This window comes from Escherichia sp. E.sYA108, assembly GCF_011754335.1.
Lineage (GTDB): Bacteria > Pseudomonadota > Gammaproteobacteria > Enterobacterales > Enterobacteriaceae > Escherichia > Escherichia coli.
This window is the reverse complement of the sequence record NZ_JAAQVZ010000001.1, coordinates 2,935,919-2,960,940: the sequence shown is the minus strand read 5'-3', so window position 1 is coordinate 2,960,940 and position 25,022 is coordinate 2,935,919. Positions and strand designations below refer to the sequence as shown.

26 protein-coding genes and 4 pseudogenes are annotated in these 25,022 nt (G+C 49.8%); 8 read left to right on the top strand and 22 right to left on the bottom strand.

What is annotated here, in order from left to right:
- The first annotated feature begins 65 nt into the window (after positions 1 to 65).
- The 4 genes from HBM92_RS14170 (at position 66) to HBM92_RS25685 (ending at position 4,537) form a co-directional block, all read left to right on the top strand.
- The gene (locus HBM92_RS14170) at positions 66 to 665 is read left to right on the top strand and encodes an Ail/Lom family outer membrane beta-barrel protein (protein ID WP_001233154.1); all 600 of its coding nucleotides are present in this window, start codon (positions 66 to 68) and stop codon (positions 663 to 665) included.
- Positions 666 to 816: 151 nt separating this feature from the next.
- On the top strand, positions 817 to 3,843 hold the full coding sequence (locus tag HBM92_RS14165; protein ID WP_000216487.1) for a prophage tail fiber N-terminal domain-containing protein: 3,027 nt from the start codon (positions 817 to 819) through the stop codon (positions 3,841 to 3,843).
- The gene (locus tag HBM92_RS14160; protein WP_000885577.1) at positions 3,843 to 4,427 is read left to right on the top strand and encodes a tail fiber assembly protein; all 585 of its coding nucleotides are present in this window, start codon (positions 3,843 to 3,845) and stop codon (positions 4,425 to 4,427) included. Before HBM92_RS14165 ends, HBM92_RS14160 begins: the two co-directional genes overlap by 1 nt.
- Positions 4,400 to 4,537 (top strand): hypothetical protein, encoded by a 138-nt coding sequence (locus HBM92_RS25685; RefSeq protein ID WP_001309429.1) that lies wholly within the window; start codon positions 4,400 to 4,402, stop codon positions 4,535 to 4,537. Before HBM92_RS14160 ends, HBM92_RS25685 begins: the two co-directional genes overlap by 28 nt.
- On the opposite strand, the gene HBM92_RS14155 is transcribed toward HBM92_RS25685, so the two are convergent.
- Complete coding sequence (locus tag HBM92_RS14155; RefSeq protein WP_000240997.1) at positions 4,482 to 5,150, bottom strand: class I SAM-dependent methyltransferase; 669 nt, start codon at positions 5,148 to 5,150, stop codon at positions 4,482 to 4,484. The genes HBM92_RS25685 and HBM92_RS14155 overlap by 56 nt on opposite strands.
- A gap of 149 nt (positions 5,151 to 5,299) precedes the next feature.
- Here HBM92_RS14155 and HBM92_RS14150 point away from each other — a divergent pair.
- A pseudogene (locus tag HBM92_RS14150) lies at positions 5,300 to 5,473 on the top strand (tail fiber assembly protein); the annotation flags it as partial.
- A gap of 231 nt (positions 5,474 to 5,704) precedes the next feature.
- Here HBM92_RS14150 and potB read toward each other — a convergent pair.
- Both potB and potA read right to left on the bottom strand, forming a co-directional pair.
- Positions 5,705 to 6,568, bottom strand: a complete 864-nt coding sequence (gene potB / locus HBM92_RS14145) for a spermidine/putrescine ABC transporter permease PotB (RefSeq protein ID WP_000799413.1) — start codon at positions 6,566 to 6,568, stop codon at positions 5,705 to 5,707.
- A complete protein-coding gene (gene potA / locus HBM92_RS14140; protein ID WP_000531594.1) occupies positions 6,552 to 7,688 on the bottom strand; it encodes a spermidine/putrescine ABC transporter ATP-binding protein PotA in 1,137 nt (378 codons plus the stop codon). Before potA ends, potB begins: the two co-directional genes overlap by 17 nt.
- 249 nt (positions 7,689 to 7,937) lie before the next feature.
- Between potA and pepT the strand changes: the two genes are divergently transcribed.
- Entirely contained in the window at positions 7,938 to 9,164 is a 1,227-nt protein-coding gene (gene pepT / locus HBM92_RS14135) for a peptidase T (RefSeq protein WP_000359446.1), read from the top strand.
- Between the two features lie 48 nt (positions 9,165 to 9,212).
- Here pepT and roxA read toward each other — a convergent pair whose 3' ends face one another.
- From roxA to rluE, 8 genes are all read right to left on the bottom strand, one after another.
- Positions 9,213 to 10,334 (bottom strand): [50S ribosomal protein L16]-arginine 3-hydroxylase, encoded by a 1,122-nt coding sequence (roxA, locus tag HBM92_RS14130; protein ID WP_001295435.1) that lies wholly within the window; start codon positions 10,332 to 10,334, stop codon positions 9,213 to 9,215.
- Between the two features lie 75 nt (positions 10,335 to 10,409).
- Complete coding sequence (phoQ, locus tag HBM92_RS14125) at positions 10,410 to 11,870, bottom strand: two-component system sensor histidine kinase PhoQ (RefSeq protein WP_000734671.1); 1,461 nt, start codon at positions 11,868 to 11,870, stop codon at positions 10,410 to 10,412.
- On the bottom strand, positions 11,870 to 12,541 hold the full coding sequence (phoP, locus tag HBM92_RS14120) for a two-component system response regulator PhoP (RefSeq protein WP_001265481.1): 672 nt from the start codon (positions 12,539 to 12,541) through the stop codon (positions 11,870 to 11,872). Before phoP ends, phoQ begins: the two co-directional genes overlap by 1 nt.
- A gap of 169 nt (positions 12,542 to 12,710) precedes the next feature.
- Positions 12,711 to 14,081: an adenylosuccinate lyase gene (gene purB, locus HBM92_RS14115; RefSeq protein WP_000423742.1), complete on the bottom strand. Its 1,371-nt coding sequence runs from the start codon at positions 14,079 to 14,081 to the stop codon at positions 12,711 to 12,713.
- Positions 14,082 to 14,084: 3 nt separating this feature from the next.
- A complete protein-coding gene (hflD, locus tag HBM92_RS14110) occupies positions 14,085 to 14,726 on the bottom strand; it encodes a high frequency lysogenization protein HflD (protein WP_001295971.1) in 642 nt (213 codons plus the stop codon).
- 35 nt (positions 14,727 to 14,761) lie between these two features.
- Positions 14,762 to 15,868, bottom strand: coding sequence for a tRNA 2-thiouridine(34) synthase MnmA (gene mnmA, locus HBM92_RS14105; protein WP_001443105.1), 1,107 nt, complete (start codon positions 15,866 to 15,868; stop codon positions 14,762 to 14,764).
- Between the two features lie 53 nt (positions 15,869 to 15,921).
- Complete coding sequence (gene nudJ, locus HBM92_RS14100; protein WP_000476093.1) at positions 15,922 to 16,383, bottom strand: phosphatase NudJ; 462 nt, start codon at positions 16,381 to 16,383, stop codon at positions 15,922 to 15,924.
- Between the two features lie 9 nt (positions 16,384 to 16,392).
- Entirely contained in the window at positions 16,393 to 17,046 is a 654-nt protein-coding gene (rluE, locus tag HBM92_RS14095; protein WP_001248695.1) for a 23S rRNA pseudouridine(2457) synthase RluE, read from the bottom strand.
- A 171-nt stretch (positions 17,047 to 17,217) separates the two neighbouring features.
- Here rluE and icd point away from each other — a divergent pair, with 171 nt between their 5' ends.
- Complete coding sequence (icd, locus tag HBM92_RS14090; protein WP_000444487.1) at positions 17,218 to 18,468, top strand: NADP-dependent isocitrate dehydrogenase; 1,251 nt, start codon at positions 17,218 to 17,220, stop codon at positions 18,466 to 18,468.
- A 113-nt stretch (positions 18,469 to 18,581) separates the two neighbouring features.
- On the opposite strand, the gene HBM92_RS14085 is transcribed toward icd, so the two are convergent.
- From HBM92_RS14085 to HBM92_RS14035, 11 genes and pseudogenes are all read right to left on the bottom strand, one after another.
- Positions 18,582 to 19,724, bottom strand: coding sequence for a site-specific integrase (locus HBM92_RS14085; RefSeq protein ID WP_000741334.1), 1,143 nt, complete (start codon positions 19,722 to 19,724; stop codon positions 18,582 to 18,584).
- Positions 19,714 to 19,950: an excisionase gene (locus HBM92_RS14080; RefSeq protein ID WP_000088653.1), complete on the bottom strand. Its 237-nt coding sequence runs from the start codon at positions 19,948 to 19,950 to the stop codon at positions 19,714 to 19,716. The genes HBM92_RS14085 and HBM92_RS14080 overlap by 11 nt, the downstream gene beginning before the upstream one ends.
- A gap of 139 nt (positions 19,951 to 20,089) precedes the next feature.
- Entirely contained in the window at positions 20,090 to 20,329 is a 240-nt protein-coding gene (locus tag HBM92_RS14075; protein WP_000490215.1) for a DUF4222 domain-containing protein, read from the bottom strand.
- A 25-nt stretch (positions 20,330 to 20,354) separates the two neighbouring features.
- The gene (locus HBM92_RS14070) at positions 20,355 to 20,639 is read right to left on the bottom strand and encodes an ASCH domain-containing protein (RefSeq protein WP_001304460.1); all 285 of its coding nucleotides are present in this window, start codon (positions 20,637 to 20,639) and stop codon (positions 20,355 to 20,357) included.
- A complete protein-coding gene (locus HBM92_RS14065) occupies positions 20,632 to 21,249 on the bottom strand; it encodes a DUF550 domain-containing protein (protein WP_129774151.1) in 618 nt (205 codons plus the stop codon). Before HBM92_RS14065 ends, HBM92_RS14070 begins: the two co-directional genes overlap by 8 nt.
- Positions 21,247 to 21,372 (bottom strand): annotated as a pseudogene (locus HBM92_RS25380) (DUF550 domain-containing protein); the annotation flags it as partial. The gene HBM92_RS14065 and the pseudogene HBM92_RS25380, both read right to left, overlap by 3 nt.
- Entirely contained in the window at positions 21,369 to 21,578 is a 210-nt protein-coding gene (locus tag HBM92_RS14060; protein WP_000951713.1) for a hypothetical protein, read from the bottom strand. The gene HBM92_RS14060 and the pseudogene HBM92_RS25380, both read right to left, overlap by 4 nt.
- A 355-nt stretch (positions 21,579 to 21,933) precedes the next feature.
- Positions 21,934 to 22,385: pseudogene (locus HBM92_RS25850) on the bottom strand (hypothetical protein); the annotation flags it as partial.
- Between the two features lies 1 nt (position 22,386).
- On the bottom strand, positions 22,387 to 23,151 hold the full coding sequence (locus HBM92_RS14045; RefSeq protein WP_001289890.1) for an ead/Ea22-like family protein: 765 nt from the start codon (positions 23,149 to 23,151) through the stop codon (positions 22,387 to 22,389).
- Positions 23,148 to 23,369 (bottom strand): TraR/DksA family transcriptional regulator, encoded by a 222-nt coding sequence (locus HBM92_RS14040; RefSeq protein ID WP_000763378.1) that lies wholly within the window; start codon positions 23,367 to 23,369, stop codon positions 23,148 to 23,150. The genes HBM92_RS14045 and HBM92_RS14040 overlap by 4 nt, the downstream gene beginning before the upstream one ends.
- A gap of 98 nt (positions 23,370 to 23,467) precedes the next feature.
- Positions 23,468 to 23,683, bottom strand: coding sequence for a hypothetical protein (locus tag HBM92_RS14035; protein ID WP_000188870.1), 216 nt, complete (start codon positions 23,681 to 23,683; stop codon positions 23,468 to 23,470).
- Between the two features lie 168 nt (positions 23,684 to 23,851).
- On the opposite strand from HBM92_RS14035, the pseudogene HBM92_RS14030 reads away from it, so the two are divergent.
- Positions 23,852 to 25,021 (top strand): annotated as a pseudogene (locus tag HBM92_RS14030) (IS3-like element ISEc52 family transposase).
- Position 25,022: the final 1 nt, after the last annotated feature.

Here is a 25,022-nt window from a genome sequence, read left to right as displayed (position 1 = left end):
TTTATAACCCCAATACGGGCGCCAGAAATGGCGCCTTTTTTATTGCAGAAAAGCGAGAGGTAATTATGCGTAAAGTTTGTGCAGCCATTTTGTCCGCAGCCATCTGTCTGTCCGTATCCGGTGCGCCTGCATGGGCGTCTGAACATCAGTCCACACTGAGCGCGGGGTATCTTCATGCCCGTACGAACGCTCCCGGCAGCGATAATCTGAACGGGATTAACGTGAAATACCGTTATGAGTTTACGGACGCGCTGGGGCTGATTACGTCCTTCAGTTATGCCAATGCTGAGGATGAGCAAAAAACGCACTACAGCGATACCCGCTGGCATGAAGATTCCGTGCGTAACCGCTGGTTCAGCGTGATGGCGGGGCCGTCTGTACGCGTGAATGAATGGTTCAGCGCGTATGCGATGGTGGGTGTGGCTTACAGCCGTGTGTCGACTTTCTCCGGGGATTATCTCCGCGTAACTGACAACAAGGGGAAAACGCACGATGTGCTGACCGGAAGTGATGACGGTCGCCACAGCAACACGTCTCTGGCGTGGGGGGCTGGCGTGCAGTTTAACCCGACCGAATCCGTAACCATTGACCTTGCTTATGAAGGTTCCGGTAGTGGCGACTGGCGAACGGATGCATTTATTGTTGGTATCGGATACCGTTTCTGACAACAGACGCCGATTTATCTTCTGTAAATATTGTTATGATACGCAGGTTCATCCACCTTATGGGGTGAACTGCGTTTGAGGAAACGTAAAGTTACACTGTCCTGAAGCCCGTGGCGTCACTGCTGCGGGCTTTTTTTATTGGTGGAAAAGTATGACAGTAAAAATTTCTGGCGTGCTTAAAGATGGCACAGGAAAACCAGTACAGAACTGCACCATTGTGCTGAAGGCCAGACGAACCAGCAGCACGGTGGTGGTGAACACGGTGGCCTCTGAAAATCCGGATGAAGCCGGACGTTACAGCATGGATGTTGAGCATGGCCAGTACAGCGTCACCCTGCTGGTTGAAGGTTTTCCGCCTTCACATGCCGGGACCATTACCGTCTATGAAGGTTCCAGACCAGGTACGCTGAATGATTTTCTCGGTGCCATGACGGAGGATGATGTCCGACCGGAGGCACTGCGCCGCTTTGAGCAGATGGTGGAAGAGGTGTCACGTAACGCCTCCGCGGTTGCACAGAATACGGCAGCCGCGAAAAAATCAGCCAGCGATGCCAGTGCATCAGCCAGCGAGGCGGCAACTCATGCAACCGATGCTGCAGCCTCAGCACGTGCCGCCAGCACGTCAGCCGGACAGGCCGCGTCGTCGGCTCAGTCAGCGTCTTCCAGCGCAGGAACGGCATCGACAAAGGCCCGTGAAGCAGCAAAAAGTGCTGCTGCTGCAGAGTCATCAAAAAGCGCGGCAGCTACCAGCGCCAGTGCCGCGAAAACGTCAGAAACGAATGCCGCAGCATCACAAAAATCGGCAGCCACTTCTGCATCCACAGCGACCACGAAGGCGTCAGAAGCTGCCACCTCGGCACGGGGTGCGGCGGCCTCAAAAGAGGCAGCGAAATCTTCAGAAACGAATGCATCATCAAGTGCCAGTAGTGCAGCTTCCTCGGCAACGGCGGCAGGAAATTCCGCGAAGGCGGCAAAAACGTCCGAGACGAACGCTAAGTCTTCTGAAACAGCAGCGGGACAGAGCGCCTCAGCTGCGGCAGGTTCAAAAACAGCGGCTGCATTATCTGCCAGTGCCGCGTCAACAAGTGCCGGGCAGGCCTCAGCCAGTGCCACCGCCGCCGGAAAATCGGCAGAAAGCGCCGCATCATCCGCTTCAACAGCCACAACGAAAGCTGGCAAAGCCACTGAGCAAGCCACTGCAGCAGCGAGGTCTGCTTCTGCAGCAAAAACCTCTGAAACAAATGCAAAGACTTCAGCAGACAATGCTGCTTCCTCTAAGGCGGCAGCCGCATCGTCAGCCAGTTCAGCGGCGTCATCGGCATCATCTGCGTCTGCTTCAAAAGATGAGGCGACCAGACAAGCGTCAGCAGCGAAAGGTAGTGCCACGACAGCAACAACGAAAGCATCAGAGGCGGCAGGCAGTGCGACGGCTGCATCTCAGAGCAAAGTTGCTGCTGAATCCGCGGCAACGCGCGCCGAGACAGCAGCAAAACGGGCAGAGGATATTGCATCCGCCGTGGCGCTGGAGGATGCGAGCACGACGAAAAAGGGGATAGTACAGCTCAGCAGTGCAACAAACAGCACCAGTGAAAAGCTGGCGGCAACGCCAAAGGCAGTTAAAACTGTTAAAGATAGTTCAGTTCAAAAAACTGGCGACACAATGGGAGGGCAGTTAAAAATCAGCACGATAAATGCTCTTCGAATATTCAACCAAGCCTTTGGCCTTATTTTTAGGCGTTCCGAAGATCATCTTCATCTTATTCCGACTAATGAAGGGGAGGGGGAAAATGGAGACATCGGTTCATTAAGACCATTCTCTATAAACTTAAGATCAGGGTTGGTGTCCATCGGTAATGGACTAAAAGTTGGTGGTAGTGTTACTGGTAATTTGACCGGAAACGCAGATACTGCGACCAAGATCAAGACAGCACGTAAGATTGGGGGCGTGGCATTTGATGGATCGGCAGATATCAACTTGCCTGGAGTCAACGCTACCGGTAATCAAAACACTACAGGTAATGCTGCGACCGCCACGAAACTTCAGGCAGCCAGAACGATTAACGGTGTGTCATTTGATGGTAGTGCAAATATCACATTGACCCCTTCAAATATTGGGGCATTGGCATTAACTGGAGGGACTCTTTCAGGTGGTTTAACTGCTGCTGGTGAGGTTATTTCAAGGTCAGCAAATGGTCTGCGTATTGCCTATGGCAACTATGGATTCTTTATCCGAAATGATGGATCAAACACATATTTTATGTTGACAGATTCGGGTAACAGTCTTGGTACGCACAATAGCTTAAGGCCGTTTATAATTAGTAACCATACTGGCAATGTTACAATTGCAACTAAATTAAACGCGAGTGGTGGTATCACTGGATCTTTATCGGGTAATGCAAGCACAGCAACCAAATTGCAAACTGCAAGGACAATTAACGGCGTAAAATTTGACGGCTCGGCAAATATTGAAGCGTTTCCGCCAGGTGTTCCGCTGCCGTGGCCATCAGATACACCACCTGCAGGTTATGCGATCATGCAGGGGCAGACGTTTGATAAGGCAGCATATCCGAAACTGGCTATTGCCTATCCTTCAGGTGTTATTCCAGATATGCGCGGCTGGACAATCAAGGGCAAACCCGCCAGTGGCCGGGCCGTATTGTCTCAGGAACAGGACGGCATAAAATCGCACACCCACAGCGCCAGCGCATCCAGTACGGATTTGGGGACGAAAACCACATCGTCGTTTGATTACGGCACTAAATCCACGAATAACACCGGGGCGCATACGCACAGTCTGAGTGGCTCTACGGGGTCTGCCGGTGTTCATACTCATGGTAATGGTATTCGTTGGCCAGGAGGCGGCGGTTCTGCGTTAGCATTTTATGATGGCGGTGGGTTCACTTATGTCCAGAATTCACAGTATCAAGTAAGCCCGGAGACTTCTTCCTATAGATCGTATTATCAACGTATTCAGACACAGTCAGCAGGTGCTCATACCCACTCGCTGTCTGGTACTGCAGCAAGTTCTGGCGCACATGCACATACTGTAGGTATTGGTGCGCATACGCACTCCGTTGCGATTGGTTCACATGGACACACCATCACCGTTAACGCTGCGGGTAACGCGGAAAACACCGTCAAAAACATCGCATTTAACTATATTGTGAGGCTTGCATAATGGCATTCAGAATGAGTGAACAAGCACGGACCATAAAAATTTATAATCTGCTGGCCGGAACTAATGAATTTATTGGTGAAGGTGACGCATATATTCCGCCTCATACAGGTCTGCCAGCAAACAGTACCGATATTGCACCACCAGATATTCCTGCTGGCTTTGTGGCTGTTTTCAACAGTGATGAGGCATCGTGGCATCTCGTTGAAGACCATCGGGGGAAAACGGTTTATGACGTAGCGTCAGGGGACGAGTTATTTATTTCTGAACTCGGTCCGTTACCGGAAAATGTTACCTGGTTATCGCCGGAAGGGGAGTTTCAGAAGTGGAACGGCACAGCCTGGGTGAAGGATACGGAAGCAGAAAAACTGTTCCGGATCCGGGAGGCGGAAGAAACAAAAAACAACCTGATGCAGGTAGCCAGTGAGCATATTGCGCCGCTTCAGGATGCTGCAGATCTGGAAATTGCAACGGAGGAAGAAACCTCATTGCTGGAAGCCTGGAAAAAGTATCGGGTGTTGCTGAACCGTGTTGATACATCAACTGCACCTGATATTGAGTGGCCTACGAACCCTGTCAGGGAGTAATCATTGGGATTATGCCGCAGCACGTCTTAAGCAAGAACGTGCTGCGGTTGGATGCTATTTTTTCCCTGAAGCGGAAAACATTACTACAGTACCTTGAACCTTGGTTTTAACATTCTCGAAATGCTCTGAGAGTATATGTGTTAAGCCTTCTTCGGAATCTTTTGTGTTTGAAAAGATGCCTTTCTGATTGTAAATGCGCATCAGTTTTTGACCGAAGCTATTGTGCACAACGCCGTCACCAAGAATTGTGGCTCCGTATAGAGTTCCATCGTCAGTTAAGGCCTGCGCCGCATTGCGTATTACACAGCTTTTTGTAGATATATTTCCAGGCAGGCAGTGAAGAAGGTAAAACATGGAAATGGAATCAAATTGACCATGTAACGCCGCGGGATAAGGATCAAAAACATCATGGCTAATTTTATGTTTAATTTTTGATTCCCCAGCCCTTGTCGATGCCGCGTTCAGGCTAGCTTCGTTCAAATCCATTAAAGATATCAGACTACTCTCAGGTACGTGAGTAAGGTAAAACCCAGTTCCAACGCCAATATCCAGATGGTTGTTACCTAAATGTTCCAGAAAGTGTGGAAGAAGGTGTTCCTTTGTAGGACATCCCCATGCAAGCCGATTTGATACTCCCAAAACCCACCAGTCATAAAGCTTTAGGGTAAGTGGTGTGTAAATTTTAGCCCCATCATCTGTGTTTTTTTTCATTGATTTCACCATGTTATAGTTTTATTTGTGAATTAAATCAATTATGGCGATGAATTACAAGGGGTTAAATGCTGCCGCAGCATAGCGATATTGAAATAGCCTGGTATGCTTCGATACAGCAGGAGCCGAATGACTGGAAGACCGTCACCACACAGTTCCACATCCAGGAATTCAGTGAGTATATTGCGCCACTGCAGGATGCTGTAGATCTGGAAATCGCAACGGCGGAAGAAAGATCGTTGCTGGAGGCATGGAATAAATATCGGGTATTGTTGAATCGTGTTGATACATCAACTGCACCTGATATTGAGTGGCCGACTTCACCTGCAGAGTAATCAACGGCGCAGGGATGATATTTTGTGCTTGAAGTGCCTCCCCGACCATTCAGATAGTCGGGGAGGGGTATTGGGATTATACGCAATCAGTTTTAGTTAAAGACCGAAGCTCTCGAAAAATCTTTCTCCAAAACCAGAATGGAATTGATTGATTTTGATAGGATCTATAACGCCGTTACCTTAAACGGCAAAACCACTCAAAAACAAACTTAATGCATTGAATATAAAGGATTAATCATCTAATTCGCTCACCTTCTTATTCAGCAGACGAGAAGCGCGCCAGTAAACCAGCAACATCAGGCCCATTACGATAGTCAGCGTAATGCTGGTGGCTGCACCAAACGGCCAGTCACGAATATTGAGGAACTGTACCTTGATGACGTTACCGATCAGCAGGTTTTTCGCACCGCCCATCAGGTCGGACACATAGAACAGGCCCATCGCTGGCAGCATCACCAGCAGACATCCGGCAATAATTCCCGGCATCGTTAGTGGGATAATGATGCGGATAAAGGTCTGCAACTTGCTGGCACCGAGATCGCGCGCCGCCTCAAGCAACGGCTTATCCAGTTTTTCGATACTGGAGTACAGCGGCATCACCATAAACGGCAGCAGAATGTAAACCAGACCGATAATCACCGCACTAGGCGTGAACATGATGCGAATTGGTGTATCGATAACGCCCAGCCAGAGCAAAAACTCGTTGAGATAGCCTTTGGTGCTGAGGAAAATTTTCAGCCCGTAAATACGAATCAATGAGTTGGTCCAGAACGGAACAATCAGCAGAAACAGCAGCAGCGGACGCACCTTGTGTGGCAGCTTCGCCAGAAACCAGGCAAAAGGATAGCCCAGCACCAGGCTGGCGAGGGTGGCGATCAGCGCCATATTCAGCGAGTGCAATAGCACTTCAAAATAGAGCGGATCGAGCAGACGCGTGTAGTTATCCAGCGTAAAGACCATTTTGACGAAACTGGCGTCGTCGCGGGTCAAAAAGCTGGTGCCAATGATCATCAGGTTGGGCAGAAAGACAAACAACACAAGCCAACCGACAATAGTGACAATCACTACATTCTGGAACTTACTTGTGTTCTTCATCAGCCAGTACGACCTCCCAGCTTTCTACCCAATTAATGGCCATTTTTTGGTCGAGAGAGTGGTCAAAGTCAGGATCGTCTTCATTGAAGAATTCGCTGACCATCACCATCTTGCCATTTTCCAGCTCAACAACCGACTCCAGCGTCATGCCTTTGTAGTTACGCTCGCGAACGTAACCAATCAGCCCTTCGGCGTGGTTGTCGTCGTTAATCTCTTCAACACGTAAGTCTTCCGGGCGCAGCAGAACATGCAGTTTTTGCCCCGGTTCAACGGCGAAGTTAACGTAGATATTACATTCGCGGCCTTCAACGTTGGCGCGTACGCGCTGCTCGTCGAGACGTTCGATGACAGTGGCGTTAAACATATTGATTTCGCCAATAAACCCGGCAACAAACAGGTTTTTCGGCTCTTCGTAGATTTCACGCGGCGTGCCGTCTTGCTCAATGCGACCATCGCGCATCACCACGATCCTGTCCGACATAGTAAGTGCTTCTTCCTGGTCGTGAGTTACGAACACGAATGTAATGCCAAGCTTACGCTGTAACGCTTTCAGCTCGTTCTGCATTTGCTTGCGCAGTTTGTAATCCAGCGCTGAGAGCGACTCATCCAGCAACAACAGACGAGGCTTGTTAACCACCGCGCGGGCAATGGCGACGCGTTGCTGTTGACCACCAGAGAGCTGATGCGGTTTGCGTTGAGCGAAGGTTTCCAGCTGCACCATCCGCAGGGCTTCCATCACGCGGGGCGTAATTTCAGCAGCGGGGGTTTTTTGCATGCGCAACCCAAAGGCCACATTTTCGAACACGGTCATGTGGGGGAAAAGTGCGTAGCTTTGGAAAACAGTGTTCACGTAGCGGTTTTCCGCCGGAACGTGGGTGATGTCCTCGTTATCCAACATGATGCGTCCGGAATCAACAGTTTCCAGACCTGCAATCAGGCGAAGAACGGTTGTTTTACCGCAGCCAGAAGGGCCAAGCAGCGTGAGGAACTCGCCATTGTTGATAGTCAGATCCAGCTGGGGAATGACCTCTTTACCATCAAAGCATTTGCGAATTCCCGCCAATTGCACCAGCGGTGAAAGCGAACTCGGTTGTTTATTCAATTTTTTACTCTGTCCCATGTAAACGCAACGGATGGCTTACCGATGCGGGGTTTGTGGTTAACCACCTTGGTGACTCTTAATGAGGGCGGTAATTCTACGGCAAACCGCTTGAATCGCCAATCTTTGTTGTGAATTACTGGCTTAGCTTTATATTCATTAAGGTAATGCTGATAAATATTCCCGCTTGCAGGGGTAAAAGTGACCTGACGCAATATTTGTCTTTTGTTGCTTCTTAATAATGTTGTCACAAAAAGTGAGGGTGACTACATGGATAAACTACTTGAGCGATTTTTGAACTACGTGTCTCTGGATACCCAATCAAAAGCAGGGGTGAGACAGGTTCCCAGCACGGAAGGCCAATGGAAGTTATTGCATCTGCTGAAAGAGCAGCTCGAAGAGATGGGGCTTATCAATGTGACCTTAAGTGAGAAGGGAACTTTGATGGCGACGTTACCGGCTAACGTCCCTGGCGATATCCCGGCGATTGGCTTTATTTCTCATGTGGATACCTCACCGGATTGCAGCGGCAAAAATGTGAATCCGCAAATTGTTGAAAACTATCGCGGTGGCGATATTGCGCTGGGTATCGGCGATGAAGTTTTATCACCGGTTATGTTCCCGGTGCTGCATCAGCTACTGGGTCAGACGCTGATTACCACCGATGGTAAAACCTTGTTAGGTGCCGATGACAAAGCAGGTATTGCAGAAATCATGACCGCGCTGGCGGTATTGCAACAAAAAAACATTCCGCATGGTGATATTCGCGTCGCCTTTACCCCGGATGAAGAAGTGGGCAAAGGGGCGAAGCATTTTGATGTTGACGCCTTCGATGCCCGCTGGGCTTACACCGTTGATGGTGGTGGCGTCGGCGAACTGGAGTTTGAAAACTTCAACGCCGCGTCGGTCAATATCAAAATTGTCGGTAACAATGTTCACCCGGGCACGGCGAAAGGAGTAATGGTAAATGCGCTGTCGCTGGCGGCACGTATTCATGCGGAAGTTCCGGCGGATGAAAGCCCGGAAATGACAGAAGGCTATGAAGGTTTCTATCACCTGGCGAGCATGAAAGGCACTGTTGAACGGGCCGATATGCACTACATCATCCGTGATTTCGACCGTAAACAGTTTGAAGCGCGTAAACGTAAAATGATGGAGATCGCTAAAAAAGTGGGCAAAGGGTTACATCCTGATTGCTACATTGAACTGGTGATTGAAGACAGTTACTACAATATGCGCGAGAAAGTGGTTGAGCATCCGCATATTCTCGATATCGCCCAGCAGGCGATGCGTGACTGCGATATTGAACCGGAACTGAAACCGATCCGCGGCGGTACCGACGGCGCGCAGTTGTCGTTTATGGGATTACCGTGCCCGAACCTGTTCACTGGCGGTTACAACTATCATGGTAAGCATGAGTTTGTGACTCTGGAAGGTATGGAAAAAGCGGTGCAGGTGATCGTCCGTATTGCCGAGTTGACGGCGCAACGGAAGTAAGCAAAAAGGGATGCGGCATGTGATGCCGCATCCGGCTTAAATCCAAACTTACCCTTCGAAGAACCAGTATCCGCTATTGACCAGCGCCGCGAGCATCGCGAGGAATGACGGATCTTCCAGCGCATCGCCAAAATTCTCCGCGGTCAGCGCAATGTTGCTGGCGAGTGCATCCAGTGCCGGACGGTGCGGGGAATCGATTTTCTCACCATTGGCATACACGTCGTCGCCAATGCGCAATACGCGCAGACCCCCCAGGCGCACCAGCACATCACCTTGTTTCAGCGCATCGTAGATTTCATCCGGCTGATAAGGCGGCTCTGGCGGCGCGATATCCAGTTCATGACGTGACTGGGATATAAACTCGCCAAACCATTGCTTAAAGTGTTCCGGCTGGTTGATCAATTCGAGCATCATCTCACGCAGTTTATCCATCTCTTGCGGCAGAACGTCCGCAGGATGAGCGCGAGGTGGAACATCAGGATCGCTGTAGTAGTTGCCGCCCAGTTCACGTTGCAGCACATAATCGGCAAATCCGCTAATCAGTTCCCGCGTATTCGGCGCGCGAAAACCCACGGAATAGTTCATCGCATTTTCCAGCGCGTAGCCTTCATGCGGGAATCCTGGCGGAATATAAAGAATATCGCCAGGCTCCAGCTCTTCATCGATGATGGCTTCGAACGGATCGACCTGTAACAGATCCGGGTGCGGGCAGTGCTGTTTCATTTGCAGCTTTTCACCCACTCGCCAGCGACGACGACCGGTACCCTGAATGATAAACACGTCGTACTGATCGAGATGCGGGCCGACGCCGCCGCCCGGTACAGAAAAAGAGATCATCAGATCATCAATACGCCAGTCCGGTAGTTCACGGAACGGTCGCATTAGCGCAGCGGTCGGCTCATGCCAGTGGTTCACTGCTTGCACTAACAATGACCAGTTAGTTTCTCCGAGATGATCGTAGCTTTCGAATGGACCGTGGCTGACCTGCCATTTGCCATCCTGATGACTGACCAGTCGACTGTCGACTTCGCTTTCCATCGCCAGACCCGCCAACTCGTCTGGAGAGATTGGGTCAATAAAATTATTAAAGCCGCGTTTTAACACCACCGGGCGTTTCTGCCAGTGACGTTCAAGAAAATCGGGCCAGTTAAGAGTGAGTTGGTATTCCATGTTAAGCATCCACAGGCTGGTATCTGCAACCGATTATAACGGATGCTTAACGTAATGCGTGAAGTATGGACATATTTATTCATCTTTCGGTGCAGAATGCTGGCGACCAAAAATCACTTCCATCCGCGCACCGCCCAGCATGCTCTCTCCGGCGACGATTTTACCCTCATATTGCTCGGTGATTTCGCGGGCTACCGCCAGCCCCACACCTTGCCCAGGGCGTAAAGTATCAACCCGTTGACCACGGTCGAAAATGACCTCTCGCTTGCTTAATGGAATACCGGGGCCATCATCCTCGACCACAATATAGAGATGCTCGTCGGTTTGCCTTGCAGAAATTTCGACAAATTCGAGGCAATATTTACAGGCATTATCCAGCACATTACCCATCACCTCGACAAAATCGTTCTGCTCACCAACAAAGCTGATCTCTGGCGAAATATCGAGAGAGATATTGACCCCTTTGCGTTGATACACTTTGTTCAGCGCCGAGGTGAGATTGTCCAACAGTGGGGCGACCGGATGCAGCTCGCGGCTAAGCAATGTCCCGCCGCGCATACTGGCACGATGCAGGTAGTAGCCAATTTGCTGTGAAATGCGGCTGATTTGCTCCAGCATTACCGGCTCAGCATCACTGACGCTCATCTTCTCACTACGCAGAGAACGCAGCGTACTTTGCAGCACCGCCAGTGGCGTTTTCAGACTATGGGTCAGGTCGGTGAGCGTCGTACGATATTTGTCGTAACGTTCGCGTTCACTTTTTAACAGTCGGTTCAGGTTTCGTACCAGACTGGTCAGTTCTCGCGTTGTGGCTGGATTGAGCAATTCACGGTTATGTTCTTCCAGTTCGCGGACTTCTTTTGCCAGGGCTTCGATGGGGCGTAAACTCCACCAGGCGGCGACCCACAGCAGCGGGATCACTAACAGCAGATTGGCTGAGAGCACATAGATAAACCAGCTCCAGACCATATAGGAACTTTTTAGCTCCACCGGAATGGTATCCACCACCACAATGGTTAACTTTGGCATCCGCGATGTTGCCGGGTAGACGTTTACCGCCACCGAGTGGGTCATCTCCGCGTCGTCATCATCTTCCCGCACTTCCTGCAACTGTTGCTGTATCGAATGATCTCCACTCAGCAAGAGGCTGGTATCGTTAACATCCGCTTCAATTTCATGAAAACCATTCGATTTCAGCCAGTCAGGCTGGATCATCTTCATCAGCCAGGGCACGTCACGTTGCGCCCATAAAAGCTGCCCGTTCTCATCATAAATTAGTGTCATCGTGGGGCTTTGCTTGTCGATATTTTCGGGTAACTCGACATGCAACTTATTGTTTTCCCACTTCGCAAGGGTATAGAACAGATTGCTCTCGCCACGTAACAGCCGAAACGTGGTTTTATCGAAACTGACGCTATAACCGATCAGCGCAACCATTCCGTAGGCAAGCGAAAGCACCAATACTACTGCTGCCGTTGCTAACAGAAAACGTACCCGCAGCGAGAGCGGGAAAAAAAGATGCAGTAATTTTTTCATCAGCGCAATTCGAACAGATAGCCCTGGCCGCGAACGGTGGTAATCACTTCTTGCGGATATTGTGCCTGTATTTTTTTGCGCAGACGTCCCATCAGTACATCTATGGTATGACTTTCCCGCAGCTCCGCATCCGGATAGAGTTGGAGCATTAACGAATCTTTGCTCACCACTTTGCCATTATTGCGTATCAACGTTTCCATAATGGTGTATTCGAACGCGGTCAGTTTGATCACTTCGTCATTAATAGATAATTCACGGCGGGAGAGATCAACCTGAAACGGGGGTAGCGAAATGACCTGTGAAGCCAGACCGCTATTACGCCGCATTAATGCCTGCATTCGCGCCATCACCTCTTCAATATGAAACGGTTTAGTCACGTAATCATCAGCACCGGCACTTAATACTTCGACTTTGTCCTGCCAGCTTTCACGGGCGGTTAATACCAGAATCGGCAGTGAAACATCATTGCTACGCCAGCGGCGAATCAGTGACAGACCGTCCTCGTCAGGCAAACCGAGATCGACAATCGCAATATCCGGTAAATGTTCATTGAGATAATAATCGGCTTCTTTGGCATCTTCTGCATCATCGACCTGATGACCAGCATCCTGAATCTGAACTTTAAGGTGGTGACGTAACAACGCATTGTCTTCAACAACCAGTACGCGCATTTTTATTTCTCCCTGTCTTAATTATTAAAATAGTGTAACGCGATTATGTGGTTATGGGGGTAAACATTAAATAAACCAGCGGGGGAGGGGAGGTAAAGTGAAAAAATAAAAAGCGGATAATCTTAATAAGCAGGCCGGACAGCATCGCCATCCGGCACTGTTTTGAGGCTTATTTCAGCTCATCAACCATGGTGATGGCGCGACCAATGTAGTTAGCCGGCGTCATCGCTTTCAGGCGGGCTTTCTCTTCTTCTGGCAACGCCAGACCATCGATAAACTGCTTCATGCCTTCGGCGTCAACGCGCTTACCGCGAGTCAGCTCTTTCAGCTTCTCGTACGGTTTTTCGATGCCATAGCGACGCATAACTGTCTGGATTGGTTCAGCCAGCACTTCCCAGTTGTGATCCAGTTCATCCAGTAGATGGTCACGGTTCACTTCCAGTTTACTCACGCCTTTCAGGGTGGATTGATACGCAATCAGCGCATAACCGATACCCACGCCGAGGTTACGCAGCACGGTGGAGTCGGTCAGGTCACGCTGCCAGCGGGAAACTGGCAGTTTGCTTGCCAGGTGCTGCAATACCGCGTTGGAAAGCCCCAGGTTCCCTTCGGAGTTTTCGAAGTCGATCGGGTTAACTTTATGCGGCATGGTGGAAGAACCAATCTCACCAGCAATGGTTTTCTGTTTGAAGTGGTTAAGGGCGATATAACCCCAGACGTCACGGTCAAAGTCGATCAGAATGGTGTTGAAGCGCGCAACGCAATCAAACAGTTCGGCAATGTAGTCGTGCGGTTCGATCTGGGTGGTGTACGGGTTCCACTGAATACCCAGCGAGGTGACGAACTCTTCGCTGAACTGATGCCAGTCAACTTCCGGGTAAGCGGCGATGTGGGCGTTGTAGTTACCGACAGCGCCGTTGATTTTGCCGAGGATCTCCACCTGGTTAAGCTGGCGGTACTGGCGCTCCATACGGTAGGCGACGTTAGCCATCTCTTTACCAATGGTTGACGGCGTGGCTGGCTGACCGTGGGTACGGGACAGCAGCGGGATATCGCGGTACTGAACGGCGAGATCTTTAATACCATCAATCAGTTGACGCCAGTACGGCAGGATCACTTCATCACGCGCGGTTTTCAGCATTAATGCGTGAGAGAGGTTATTGATATCTTCCGAAGTACAGGCAAAGTGGATGAATTCAGAAACCGCATGCAGTTCCGGGATCTCCGCCACTTTTTCTTTCAGGAAATACTCAACCGCTTTAACGTCGTGGTTAGTGGTACGCTCGATGGTTTTGATGCGTGCTGCATCTTCTTCGCTGAAACTGGCGACAATTGCATCAAGGTAACCGATTGCGTCGGCAGCAAAAGCAGGAACTTCCTTGATCGCTGCGTGCGCGGCCAGTTTTTGCAGCCAACGTACTTCAACTTGTACACGGAATTTCAGCAAACCATATTCGCTGAAAATCCCGCGCAGCGCGCTGACTTTATCGCCGTAGCGTCCATCGACAGGGGAAACGGCGGTCAGTGAGGATAATTCCATAGATCACAACTCCGGGGTTAAATGAGCAAGAATTTGTTTTGCCTGAGTGGTCAGGCGATTACGAGAAAACATCAGTTGCAGACGTCCGCCGCCGACCTGGTGCCAGAGCACGGCGGCGCGAATGCCTGCCAGCAGGGTAGCGCGAACTTTCGCCTGCACTTGTGGGCTTTGCAGTACAGCAGGGGAACCGGTGACCTGAATGCGCGGGCCAAGCGGGCTAATCACATCAACATAGATAGCAGCCATCGCGCTCATCAGCGTTTCGGACTGTAAATCGAAGTGTTCGAGCTGGCGTTGCAGGCCGTTGATCCGGTTGCCCAGAGTGTCGAGCGCACCTTTCGCTGAGGAGAGTTTGCGCTCAAGCACCATCAGACTGAGTGTGTAGCGGGTTAATTCGGCGTTTAAGCCCTGGCGACTGCTGGCATTGAGTACGCCGAGCAAGGTTTCCAGCCCGACGCGCAGGTTGGCTTCGCTACCGCCAAAAACCGCCAGCGTTGAGCTGGGGTTCATATCGATAATACTGTTGAGTGAGACGTGTAGCGCATCGCCATCACAATGCCCCTGGTGAGCGAGTTGTTGCACCAGGCGTGCCGACTGACAAATACCGGCAAGGGCGAGGGTGATGTCATAGTAATTCTTTGCCACGTTCACTGCTTCCTTGTTTTAAGTAAAGATAATAATCAGACCGGCAGCGGCAGACGCTGCTCAATAATACCGCCACCGAGGCACACTTCACCGTTATAGAAAACGGCAGACTGGCCCGGCGTCACGGCGGCAACCGGCTCATCGAAAATCACTTCAATGCGATCAGCGTCCAGCGCCTTGACGGTGCACGGGATGTCGGTCTGGCGATAGCGGGTTTTTACTGTGCAACGCATAGTACCGGTGAACGGCTCGCGATCGACCCAGTGCAGCTGCTGGGCAATCAGACCGACAGACATCAGACGCGGGTGTTCATGGCCTTGCGCAACAATCAGAATGTTGTTTTCGACGTCTTTATCGACCACATACCACGGTTCTTCGGTGCCGTCTTTGGTGCCACCGATACCCAGACCTTTACGCTGACCGAGGGTGTGATACATCAGCCCCTGGTGCTCACCAATTTCATCGCCATCGACGGTAATGATTTTGCCCGGTTGCGCCGGGAGATAACGGCCCAGGAACTTGCGGAATTTACGCTCGCCGATAAAGCAGATACCGGTAGAGTCTTTTTTCTTCGCGGTGACCAGACCGAGATCTTCAGCAATCTTACGCACCTGCGGTTTTTCCAGTTCGCCGACCGGGAACAGGCTTTGCGCAATTTGCTCATGGCTGAGCGTATAAAGGAAGTAGCTCTGGTCTTTATTGCTGTCCAGGCCACGCAGCAGGCGGCTCTTGCCATCGACATCTGCCCGACGTACGTAATGACCGGTAGCGATATAATCGGCACCTAAATCTTCGGCGGCAAATTCGAGGAAAGCTTTAAATTTGATCTCTTTGTTGCACAGAATATCCGGATTTGGCGTGCGACCGGCTTTATATTCGGCAAGGAACAGTTCGAAGACGTTGTCCCAGTACTCGGCAGCAAAGTTAACGGTGTGCAGTTCAATGCCGAGCTTGTCGCAGACAGCCTGGGCATCAGCCAGATCCGCTGCCGCTGTGCAATATTCCTCACCGTCGTCTTCTTCCCAGTTCTTCATAAACAGGCCTTCGACCTGATATCCCTGTTGTTGCAACAGCCAGGCAGAAACGGAGGAATCGACACCGCCGGACATGCCGACGATTACTTTTTTTGCGGTTTCAGACATTGGATCACTCACGACATTGAACTTCAAGGCGGCGTATTCTATCACGCAGCCTTTTAGATGACACCCTTTGTAAAAGGCCAGTTAAAATCGCCAATCATCTCCAGCGGATAGCGTTGCCCGCTTTGATAACAACGAATACTTTCCGCCACCAGCGGCGAACGAAGATTTGACGCCTGTAAAATTTCTTCGGCGCTGACCCAACGGCAGCAGTCGATATCGCTGTCATGAGGCTGCGTCGGGCATATTTGCTCAAGCTCAATGGCAAAGAGGAAACGCAAAAACGGCGTTTTATCCGGCGCAATCCACTGATGCATACGAATAAAGTGTTGCGGCTGCGCGCTGATGCCGGTTTCTTCCCACAGCTCACGGGCGGCGGCTTCCACTAAGGTTTCATCGGCTTCCAGGTGCCCGGCAGGTTGGTTCCATAACGCTTTACCATTAATCGTCTCTTCAACGACTAAAAATTTGCCTTCTGCGTGCACCACGCAGGCAACGGTAACGTGCGGTTTAAACATTTTGCATCCTTAATCTGTCGCGTCTCGCCATTCGCCATTGGCAAGATTATCCAAAGAGTAATCCCCCATCGCATAGCGAATCAGTCGCAGCGTGGGGAAACCAACATGGGCGGTCATGCGGCGCACCTGGCGATTACGTCCTTCATATAAGGTGATCTTCAGCCAGCTGGTGGGAATACTTTTGCGCTCACGAATTGGTGGATTCCGCGGCCATAACCACGCGGGTTCTTCAACCAGCTCCGCGCCTGCGGGCAGGGTAGGGCCATCATTTAAGGTTACGCCATTGCGCAAGGCTTCAAGTGCGTCTTGTGTGGGAATACCTTCCACCTGCACATAATAGATTTTTCCGGTGCGTTTACCCGGCTGGGTTAAACGCGCCTGCAACGCGCCGTTATTGGTCAGCACCAGTAACCCTTCGCTGTCGCGGTCGAGACGACCTGCCGCATACACCCCCTGAACCGGGATGAATTCTTTTAATGTTTTGCGTCCGGCTTCATCGGTGAACTGCGGAAGAACATCGTAGGGTTTATTGAACAGGATCACACGCGTGGGCTGGTTTTCAGGTTTACGCCTGGTAGAACGTTGCGAGCTGAATCGCTTAACCTGGTGATTTCTAAAAGAAGTTTTTTGCATGGTATTTTCAGAGATTATGAATTGCCGCATTATAGCCTAATAACGCGCATCTTTCATGACGGCAAACAATAGGGTAGTATTGACAAGCCAATTACAAATCATTAACAAAAAATTGCTCTAAAGCATCCGTATCGCAGGACGCAAACGCATATGCAACGTGGTGGTAGACGAGCAAACCAGTAGCGCTCGAAGGAGAGGTGAATGGAAAGTAAAGTAGTTGTTCCGGCACAAGGCAAGAAGATCACCCTGCAAAACGGCAAACTCAACGTTCCTGAAAATCCGATTATCCCTTACATTGAAGGTGATGGAATCGGTGTAGATGTAACCCCAGCCATGCTGAAAGTGGTCGACGCTGCAGTCGAGAAAGCCTATAAAGGCGAGCGTAAAATCTCCTGGATGGAAATTTACACCGGTGAAAAATCCACACAGGTTTATGGTCAGGACGTCTGGTTGCCTGCTGAAACCCTTGATCTGATTCGTGAATATCGCGTTGCCATTAAAGGCCCGCTGACCACTCCGGTTGGTGGCGGTATTCGCTCTCTGAACGTTGCCCTGCGCCAGGAACTGGATCTCTACATCTGCCTGCGTCCGGTACGTTACTATCAGGGCACTCCAAGCCCGGTTAAACACCCTGAACTGACCGATATGGTTATCTTCCGTGAAAACTCGGAAGACATTTATGCGGGTATCGAATGGAAAGCAGACTCTGCCGACGCTGAGAAAGTGATTAAATTCCTGCGTGAAGAGATGGGCGTGAAGAAAATTCGCTTCCCGGAACATTGCGGTATCGGTATTAAGCCGTGTTCGGAAGAAGGCACCAAACGTCTGGTTCGTGCAGCGATCGAATACGCAATTGCTAACGATCGTGACTCTGTGACCCTGGTGCACAAAGGCAACATCATGAAGTTCACCGAAGGCGCGTTTAAAGACTGGGGCTACCAACTGGCGCGTGAAGAATTTGGCGGTGAACTGATCGACGGCGGCCCGTGGCTGAAAGTTAAAAACCCGAATACCGGCAAAGAGATCGTCATTAAAGACGTGATTGCTGATGCATTCCTGCAACAGATCCTGCTGCGTCCGGCTGAATATGATGTTATCGCCTGTATGAACCTGAACGGTGACTACATTTCTGACGCCCTGGCAGCGCAGGTTGGTGGTATCGGTATCGCCCCTGGCGCAAACATCGGTGACGAATGCGCCCTGTTTGAAGCCACCCACGGTACTGCGCCGAAATATGCCGGACAGGACAAAGTAAACCCAGGCTCTATTATTCTCTCCGCTGAGATGATGCTGCGCCATATGGGCTGGACTGAAGCCGCAGACCTGATTGTTAAAGGTATGGAAGGCGCAATCAATGCGAAGACCGTAACCTATGACTTCGAACGTCTGATGGAAGGCGCTAAGCTGCTGAAATGTTCAGAGTTTGGTGATGCGATCATCAAGAATATGTAATCACTACATGTGTTAAATATTGTAACGGGCGTATAACACGCCCGTTGTTTTATGATGATGTAAAATCTTCCCCAAAACTTTCCCCAAAACCCTTCCCCAAAACTGGCTATTTTCTATGCTGTTTTGATATCTACGATAATCCAGTCTTTACCACGATCATCATTGTATCGGTCGGTCATTTTTCTGGATTTATGACCTAACAACTTTTGCGTATCCAGACCCTGTTCCCGATATAACCGTTCTGACAGAGATCGCTGCTCATGAAATGTGGGCGCAGTTCCTGGCTCCCATTTTATGCCACATTTTTCCCTGGCCTTTTTAAAAGCCGTTGTAAGAGTATTTGCAGACACCTGGTCTCCTCTGTTTGCTTGAGAGGTAGTGTGACGGTAATGGACCAGATATTTACTAACAACAGCATCCCTGCACTGAGATATAACTTCACGAAGGGTAATATTCAGAGCATCGCATTTCAGGTTAAGCGGAATAGCAAGTTTTGAACCGGTTTTTTCCTGAGTAATGTGCAACATGTCGTCCCAGATATCAGAGAATTTCAAATTGCAGATATCGCCTAAACGTTGTCCAGTGACAAGAGCAAGTAGCATCCCGCATTTTAAATAGGGCTGCCGTCTGCTTACGCTGTCAAATATTGCCTGCCATTCGGGCAGTGATAATCTTTGGCGGTTTACTCGATTTCGCGGTTGTTTTGTTGCCTGCGCTGGGTTAAATCCTGGCGGAACATGTCCTGCGTGTTGTGCTTCTTTGAAGACGTCGATCAACACCATTCTCACGACTTGCGCCATCCTGTTATGACCTTCAGCCTTTACAGCATCAATTATTTCGGCAATATCAAGTGCGGTAATATCCTTGAGGTGTTGCATTCCACAATGCTCACGGAAAAGACGAATGGGTTTGCCTTTTTGCCGATAGGAGTTGGGTCTTAGTTCATTATGTTGCAGCCTGTCCTCCTGGATAGAAATATATTTATCAAGCCATTCTGTCACCGTAATGTCTGAGCGCCTGCCTTTCATTCTTTCTAGACGCTCATTGACGCTTAATATTTGTCGGGTACGTTGTTCAGCAATAATGGTATTTGCTTCAGTAGCAACTTGTTTTGCTTCATTCTCATCAGTTCCTAAGCTATGAAAACGACCGGATAGTGGATGTTTGTATTGCCAATATACCTTTCCGGTTCGCTTATCTAATTTGCAATATAAATTGGGTATAGAGATTTTGTGAGATCGGGGTCTAGCAGCCATCAGCGATTATCCGTTGGAGTTTTGGGTTTGCGTTTATTGGGAGTTGCGGTTCTGCAAGCGTTCCTACAAAACGGGAATTTCGGTCAATCATCCAGTAGCGACCAACTTTTATAGCGGGTGGGGCCATCATTTTCCCTTGCGCGTATTTTTTCAGAACTCGCTCACTTGGTGCTAAGTCCCCAAATTCTTCTTTAGCCCAGTCCTGTAAAGTGATTAGTCGAGACATTTGTCCTCCTCTTAGCTGCTGAGGGAGTTTGTGACCGATATATCTGACATGATATTAAGCTCATGGCAGGTACATCTCTTGACTGGTCATAGAGATAAATTTAATGCTGAGAAATGCAGTATTGAATTTATCAATTTTTCTATTTCCTGCGTATGGCACGTAACTTCTTAATGTGTTCTGCTGTTTCGATCTCTTCAGCTATCCGATCTGCGTCAGCTTTATTCACAGGTTCAAAGTCATGATTAAAGCGGAACATGCTGGCGATACATGTTCTGCCTTTTCGGATGTAGTGAACTTTGTTGTGAGTGGAACGCAGGATTTTGCAGGGAGTGCCGTGGTGGTCGACGTACCAGGTGTTAGGGTAAATCACTCTGAACATTCTTGACCTTGTGTTGTGCGGATTGTTATTCAGTGCCGATATTTACCTTTATCGCGTATACCTTTACCGGTTTATCACCGAAGTGCGGATGTGTGATTGTCTTCACTTCATATCCGTCATACGGAACATCAACTCTGCGGCTGGAATCGTCGCGCTTCGGATATCCCTTTGTGATAATCAGGCGGTCATGCTTACGGTTAACGAGGCGCTTTTTCCAGTAGTCATTACACAGGCGATACTCTTCCGTTTTCTCTCCGCGAATCATGGCATCGAAGTATTCACCTTTAACGGCAAGTTGCAGGTTAGCCACGGTTAACTCCTTGCTGTGTGGCGTCGAGTAATAAATCCCACAACCGCTGAGAGCAATTTCCGCATGTACAGCGTTGACCCACAACGTTTATCGCGTTGCTGATTTCCGGCGTTACCTGTTTAGGAACCATAACCCAACCATCCGGAGTTACCGGAAGCGAGAACGGCAGCACATCTCTGTGAACAAGTTTTTGCTGTGACAGGTTATCCAGAACTTTCTGTACTGCTGCATCACCGAATACACCAAGCGCATCTGCCATAACTCCTACAACCTGATAAGCCTCAGCGCATACCGTGGATAAACCATCCGGAATTACCGGAGAGTTGCCGGGTTCTTTAATGTGCAAGCGAGGCTCACCATCTTTTGGCTCAGGCCACTGGCGCTCCATGTTGATCTTCAATTTATCTTCCATAGCAACGGTAATTTCAGCATCGCTGATGCCAGCACGGCGCTGTGCATCCCACAACAGAAACTGCATATCAGCCCACTCGCTAAGATCGTCTGGTTCGGCTGCGGCTTCCAGTGCCTCTTTTGAGAGGTGTTTCAGTGGACCAATGGGGCCAACGCAGCCAAATGTGGAGTCAGACCATTTGGCATGCTCGTGGCGAATCTGTTCGCGTTCCAGTGATGCCAGTGCAATTCGTGCTAGTTCCATTTGTTCGCCACGAGTAAGCCCGTTTTCAAGCGGATTTTTAATGAACAATTCAATACGTTCTTTGGTAATAGTGGTCATGTGTTAATCCTCAAAACTTTATGCCCGGGCGCAAAAGTACGTGTTTTGTCTTTGCTTATTCGCCACCCGTCTTTACGGGCCTCTTTTGCACAACCAGACCATGACGTACCGATATACTCACCGAAGTCTGGCACTGGATATACACCTTCCGTACACTGGCGACAATCACAATAGAGATGCATGGTGTAACTTGCGGCAATAGCCATATCACTCTCTTTTTCCCTGAAGCATGGCAGCGTGGCAGGCATCCTCTACGCCCTTAACTGCATCTGCGCAGTAGTTATAGCGATTGCATTCCACTAACTTCTGCCTGAGATTTTCAATTGCTTGCGCGACATCAGCCTGTATTACAGGAACTGGCGGAACGGCTGTCTGCTGCTCTCGAACGTCATTAGTCGCTATCGGTTCTGCTGCCAACTGACTGGCATATTTGTTAATGGTAACGATAAGCTCTTGCTCAGCCTCATCCAGACAATCACCGATACCTCGCCTGTCGCCGTCAAAATCATCGAAATCAGCACGAACTCTGGCAAATTTCAGGATTGCGGACAACACCTCACCAGGAATTACCGGAGAGTTGGTTGACGTTTCCGAAATTTCCCGAAAATTATTGGTTGACGAATTCGCGTTTTCCCGAAAGTTTCCGGCATGAAGCATAGCCGCGCGGCAGGCGTTCCAGCCTCTCACCTCTGCAATAGCGGCAACAGCATCGACCGCGTACATGCTAAGAGGGTTAGGCATTGGTTTTTCTTCAGGTACTACTGGCACTGGCTTGGCATATATAGCGGCTGAACATACCAACCCTTTGATAACCAACTGTCAGCAATGTTTTTACTCCTCGTTATTGCCGGAATACCTAAGCCATTGTCTGAATGCAGCCATGCCACCGGATTCTCTTCCAGCGATGCCAGAGCAATTTCATAAGCCCGGCGCTCAACATTGTCTCGCACATCCAAACTGCTGATACGCTCTTTGATTTCTTTAATCAGTTCTTTGTCGGTAAAAGTGCTCATATCAATCTCCATTGGTATCAATGTTTACAGCCTGACAAGACTCTTTGAGCACCCAGTCAATAGCGTCTTTCCATGCCTCTGTTTCGACTGGTGGATTTTCACGCTTAACCTGTTCATAGAAGCGCACTGCTTTAACCAGTCCTTCCGGTACTACTGGTGATGGCTGTTTAGCTTCTAAATCAGCAATTCTGTCAACCACGGCATCGACAGCATCTGAAAAGCCGAACCAGTTGCTCCACTCCGGCTCATCCCCGGTTGCTGCAAAGTACATATCTGCTAAAGCAGATTCAGCATGGTCACGCTCGTTAATGAGTTGCTCTTCGCTTTTCTCCAGTTCAGCAATACGCTTACCCCCATCCGAGATAACACCTTCGTAATACTCACGCTGCTCGTTGAGTTTTGATTTTGTCTCCTCAAGCTCAACTCTCAGCTTCCCAACAGTAAGAGCAATATCCTCGTTCTCCTGGTCGCGGCGTTTTATGTATTGCTGGTTTCTTTCCCGTTCATCCAGCAGTGCCAGCACAGTAGCCGGATTGGCTGCGGCGATGAATTCAGCATTGGCCTGCTGTTCCATTTGGAAATCTTCATCGAAACCGCTTTCTGGATGCGCTCCTTCAATTCTGCAAATGGGAATATATCCAGCAACTTCACGATGAATTAGCGCATAATCACCATCAAATCGGCTCTCTCCATATTCGAGCGACCACTCACCACACGTTGCTTTTTCTGCCGCTTCACGCAGTGCCTGATAGTTAATTTCGCTCACTTCGAACCTCTCTGTTTACTGATAAGCTCCAGATCCTCCTGGCAACTTGCACAAGTCCGACAACCCTGAACGACCAGGCGTCTTCGTTCATCTATGGGATCGCCACACTCACAACAATGAGTGGCGGATATAGTCTGGTAGTTCAGACGACGCATTTTTATTGCTGTATTGCGCTGTAATTCTTCAATTTCTGATGCTGAATCAATGATGTCCGCCATCTTTCATTAATCCCTGAATTGTTGGTTAATACGCTTGAGGGTGAATGCGAATAATAAAAAAGGAGCCTGTAGCTCCCTGATGATTTTGCTTTTCATGTTCACCGTTCCTTAAAGACGCCGTTTAACATGCCGATCGCCAGGCTTAAATGAGTCGGTGTGAATCCCATCAGCGTTACCGTTTCGCGGTGCTTCTTTAGTACGCTACGGCAAATGTCATCGACGTTTTTATCCGGAAACTGCTGTCTGGCTTTTTTGATTTCAGAATTAGCCTGACGGGCAATGCTGCGAAGGGCGTTTTCTTGCTGAGGTGTCACTGAACAAGCCCCATGTCGGCAAGCATAAGCACACAGAATATGAAGCCCGCTGCCAGAAAAATGCATTCAGTGGTTGTCATACCTGGTCTCTCTCATTGAAGTGGTTTACTGAATTTGGCCACCTGAACAGAGGTGATATGCTCACCTCAGAACAACACAGGTGCCATAATGAAAAAAAGAAATTTCAGCGCAGAGTTTAAACGCGAATCCGCTCAACTGGTCGTTGACCAGAATTACACCGTGGCAGATGCAGCCAGCGCTATGGATGTCGGCCTTTCCACAATGACGCGATGGGTGAAACAATTACGTGATGAGCGGCAGGGAAAAACACCAAAAGCCTCCCCTATTACCCCGGAACAAATTGAAATCCGTGAGCTCAGGAAAAAGCTACAACGTATTGAAATGGAAAATGAAATATTAAAAAAGGCTACCGCGCTCTTGATGTCAGACTCCCTGAACAGTTCTCGATAATCGGGAAACTCAGGGCGCGTTATCCTGTGGCCACTCTCTGCCATGTGTTCGGGGTCCATCGCAGCAGCTACAAATACTGGAAAAACCGTCCTGAAAAGCCAGACGGCAGACGGGCTGTATTACGCAGCCAGGTACTTGAACTGCATGGCATCAGCCACGGCTCTGCCGGAGCAAGAAGCATCGCCACAATGGCAACCCAGAGAGGCTACCAGATGGGGCGCTGGCTTGCTGGCAGACTCATGAAAGAGCTGGGGCTGGTCAGCTGTCAGCAGCCGACTTACCGGTATAAACGTGGTGGTCATGAACATGTTGCTATCCCTAACTACCTTGAACGGCAGTTCGCCGTGACCGAGCCAAATCAGGTGTGGTGCGGTGATGTGACCTATATCTGGACGGGTAAGCGCTGGGCGTACCTCGCCGTTGTTCTCGACCTGTTCGCAAGAAAACCAGTGGGCTGGGCCATGTCGTTCTCGCCGGACAGCAGGCTTACCATGAAAGCACTGGAAATGGCATGGGAAACCCGTGGTAAGCCCGTCGGGGTGATGTTCCACAGCGATCAAGGCAGTCATTATACGAGCAGGCAGTTCCGGCAGTTACTGTGGAGATACCGGATCAGGCAGAGTATGAGTCGGCGTGGAAACTGCTGGGATAACAGCCCAATGGAGCGCTTCTTCAGGAGTCTGAAGAACGAATGGGTGCCGGCGACGGGCTATGTAAGCTTCAGCGATGCAGCTCACGCAATAACGGACTATATCGTTGGATATTACAGCGCACTAAGACCGCACGAATATAATGGTGGGTTACCACCAAACGAATCGGAAAATCGATACTGGAAAAAACTCTAACTCGGTGGCCAGTTTTTGTTGAC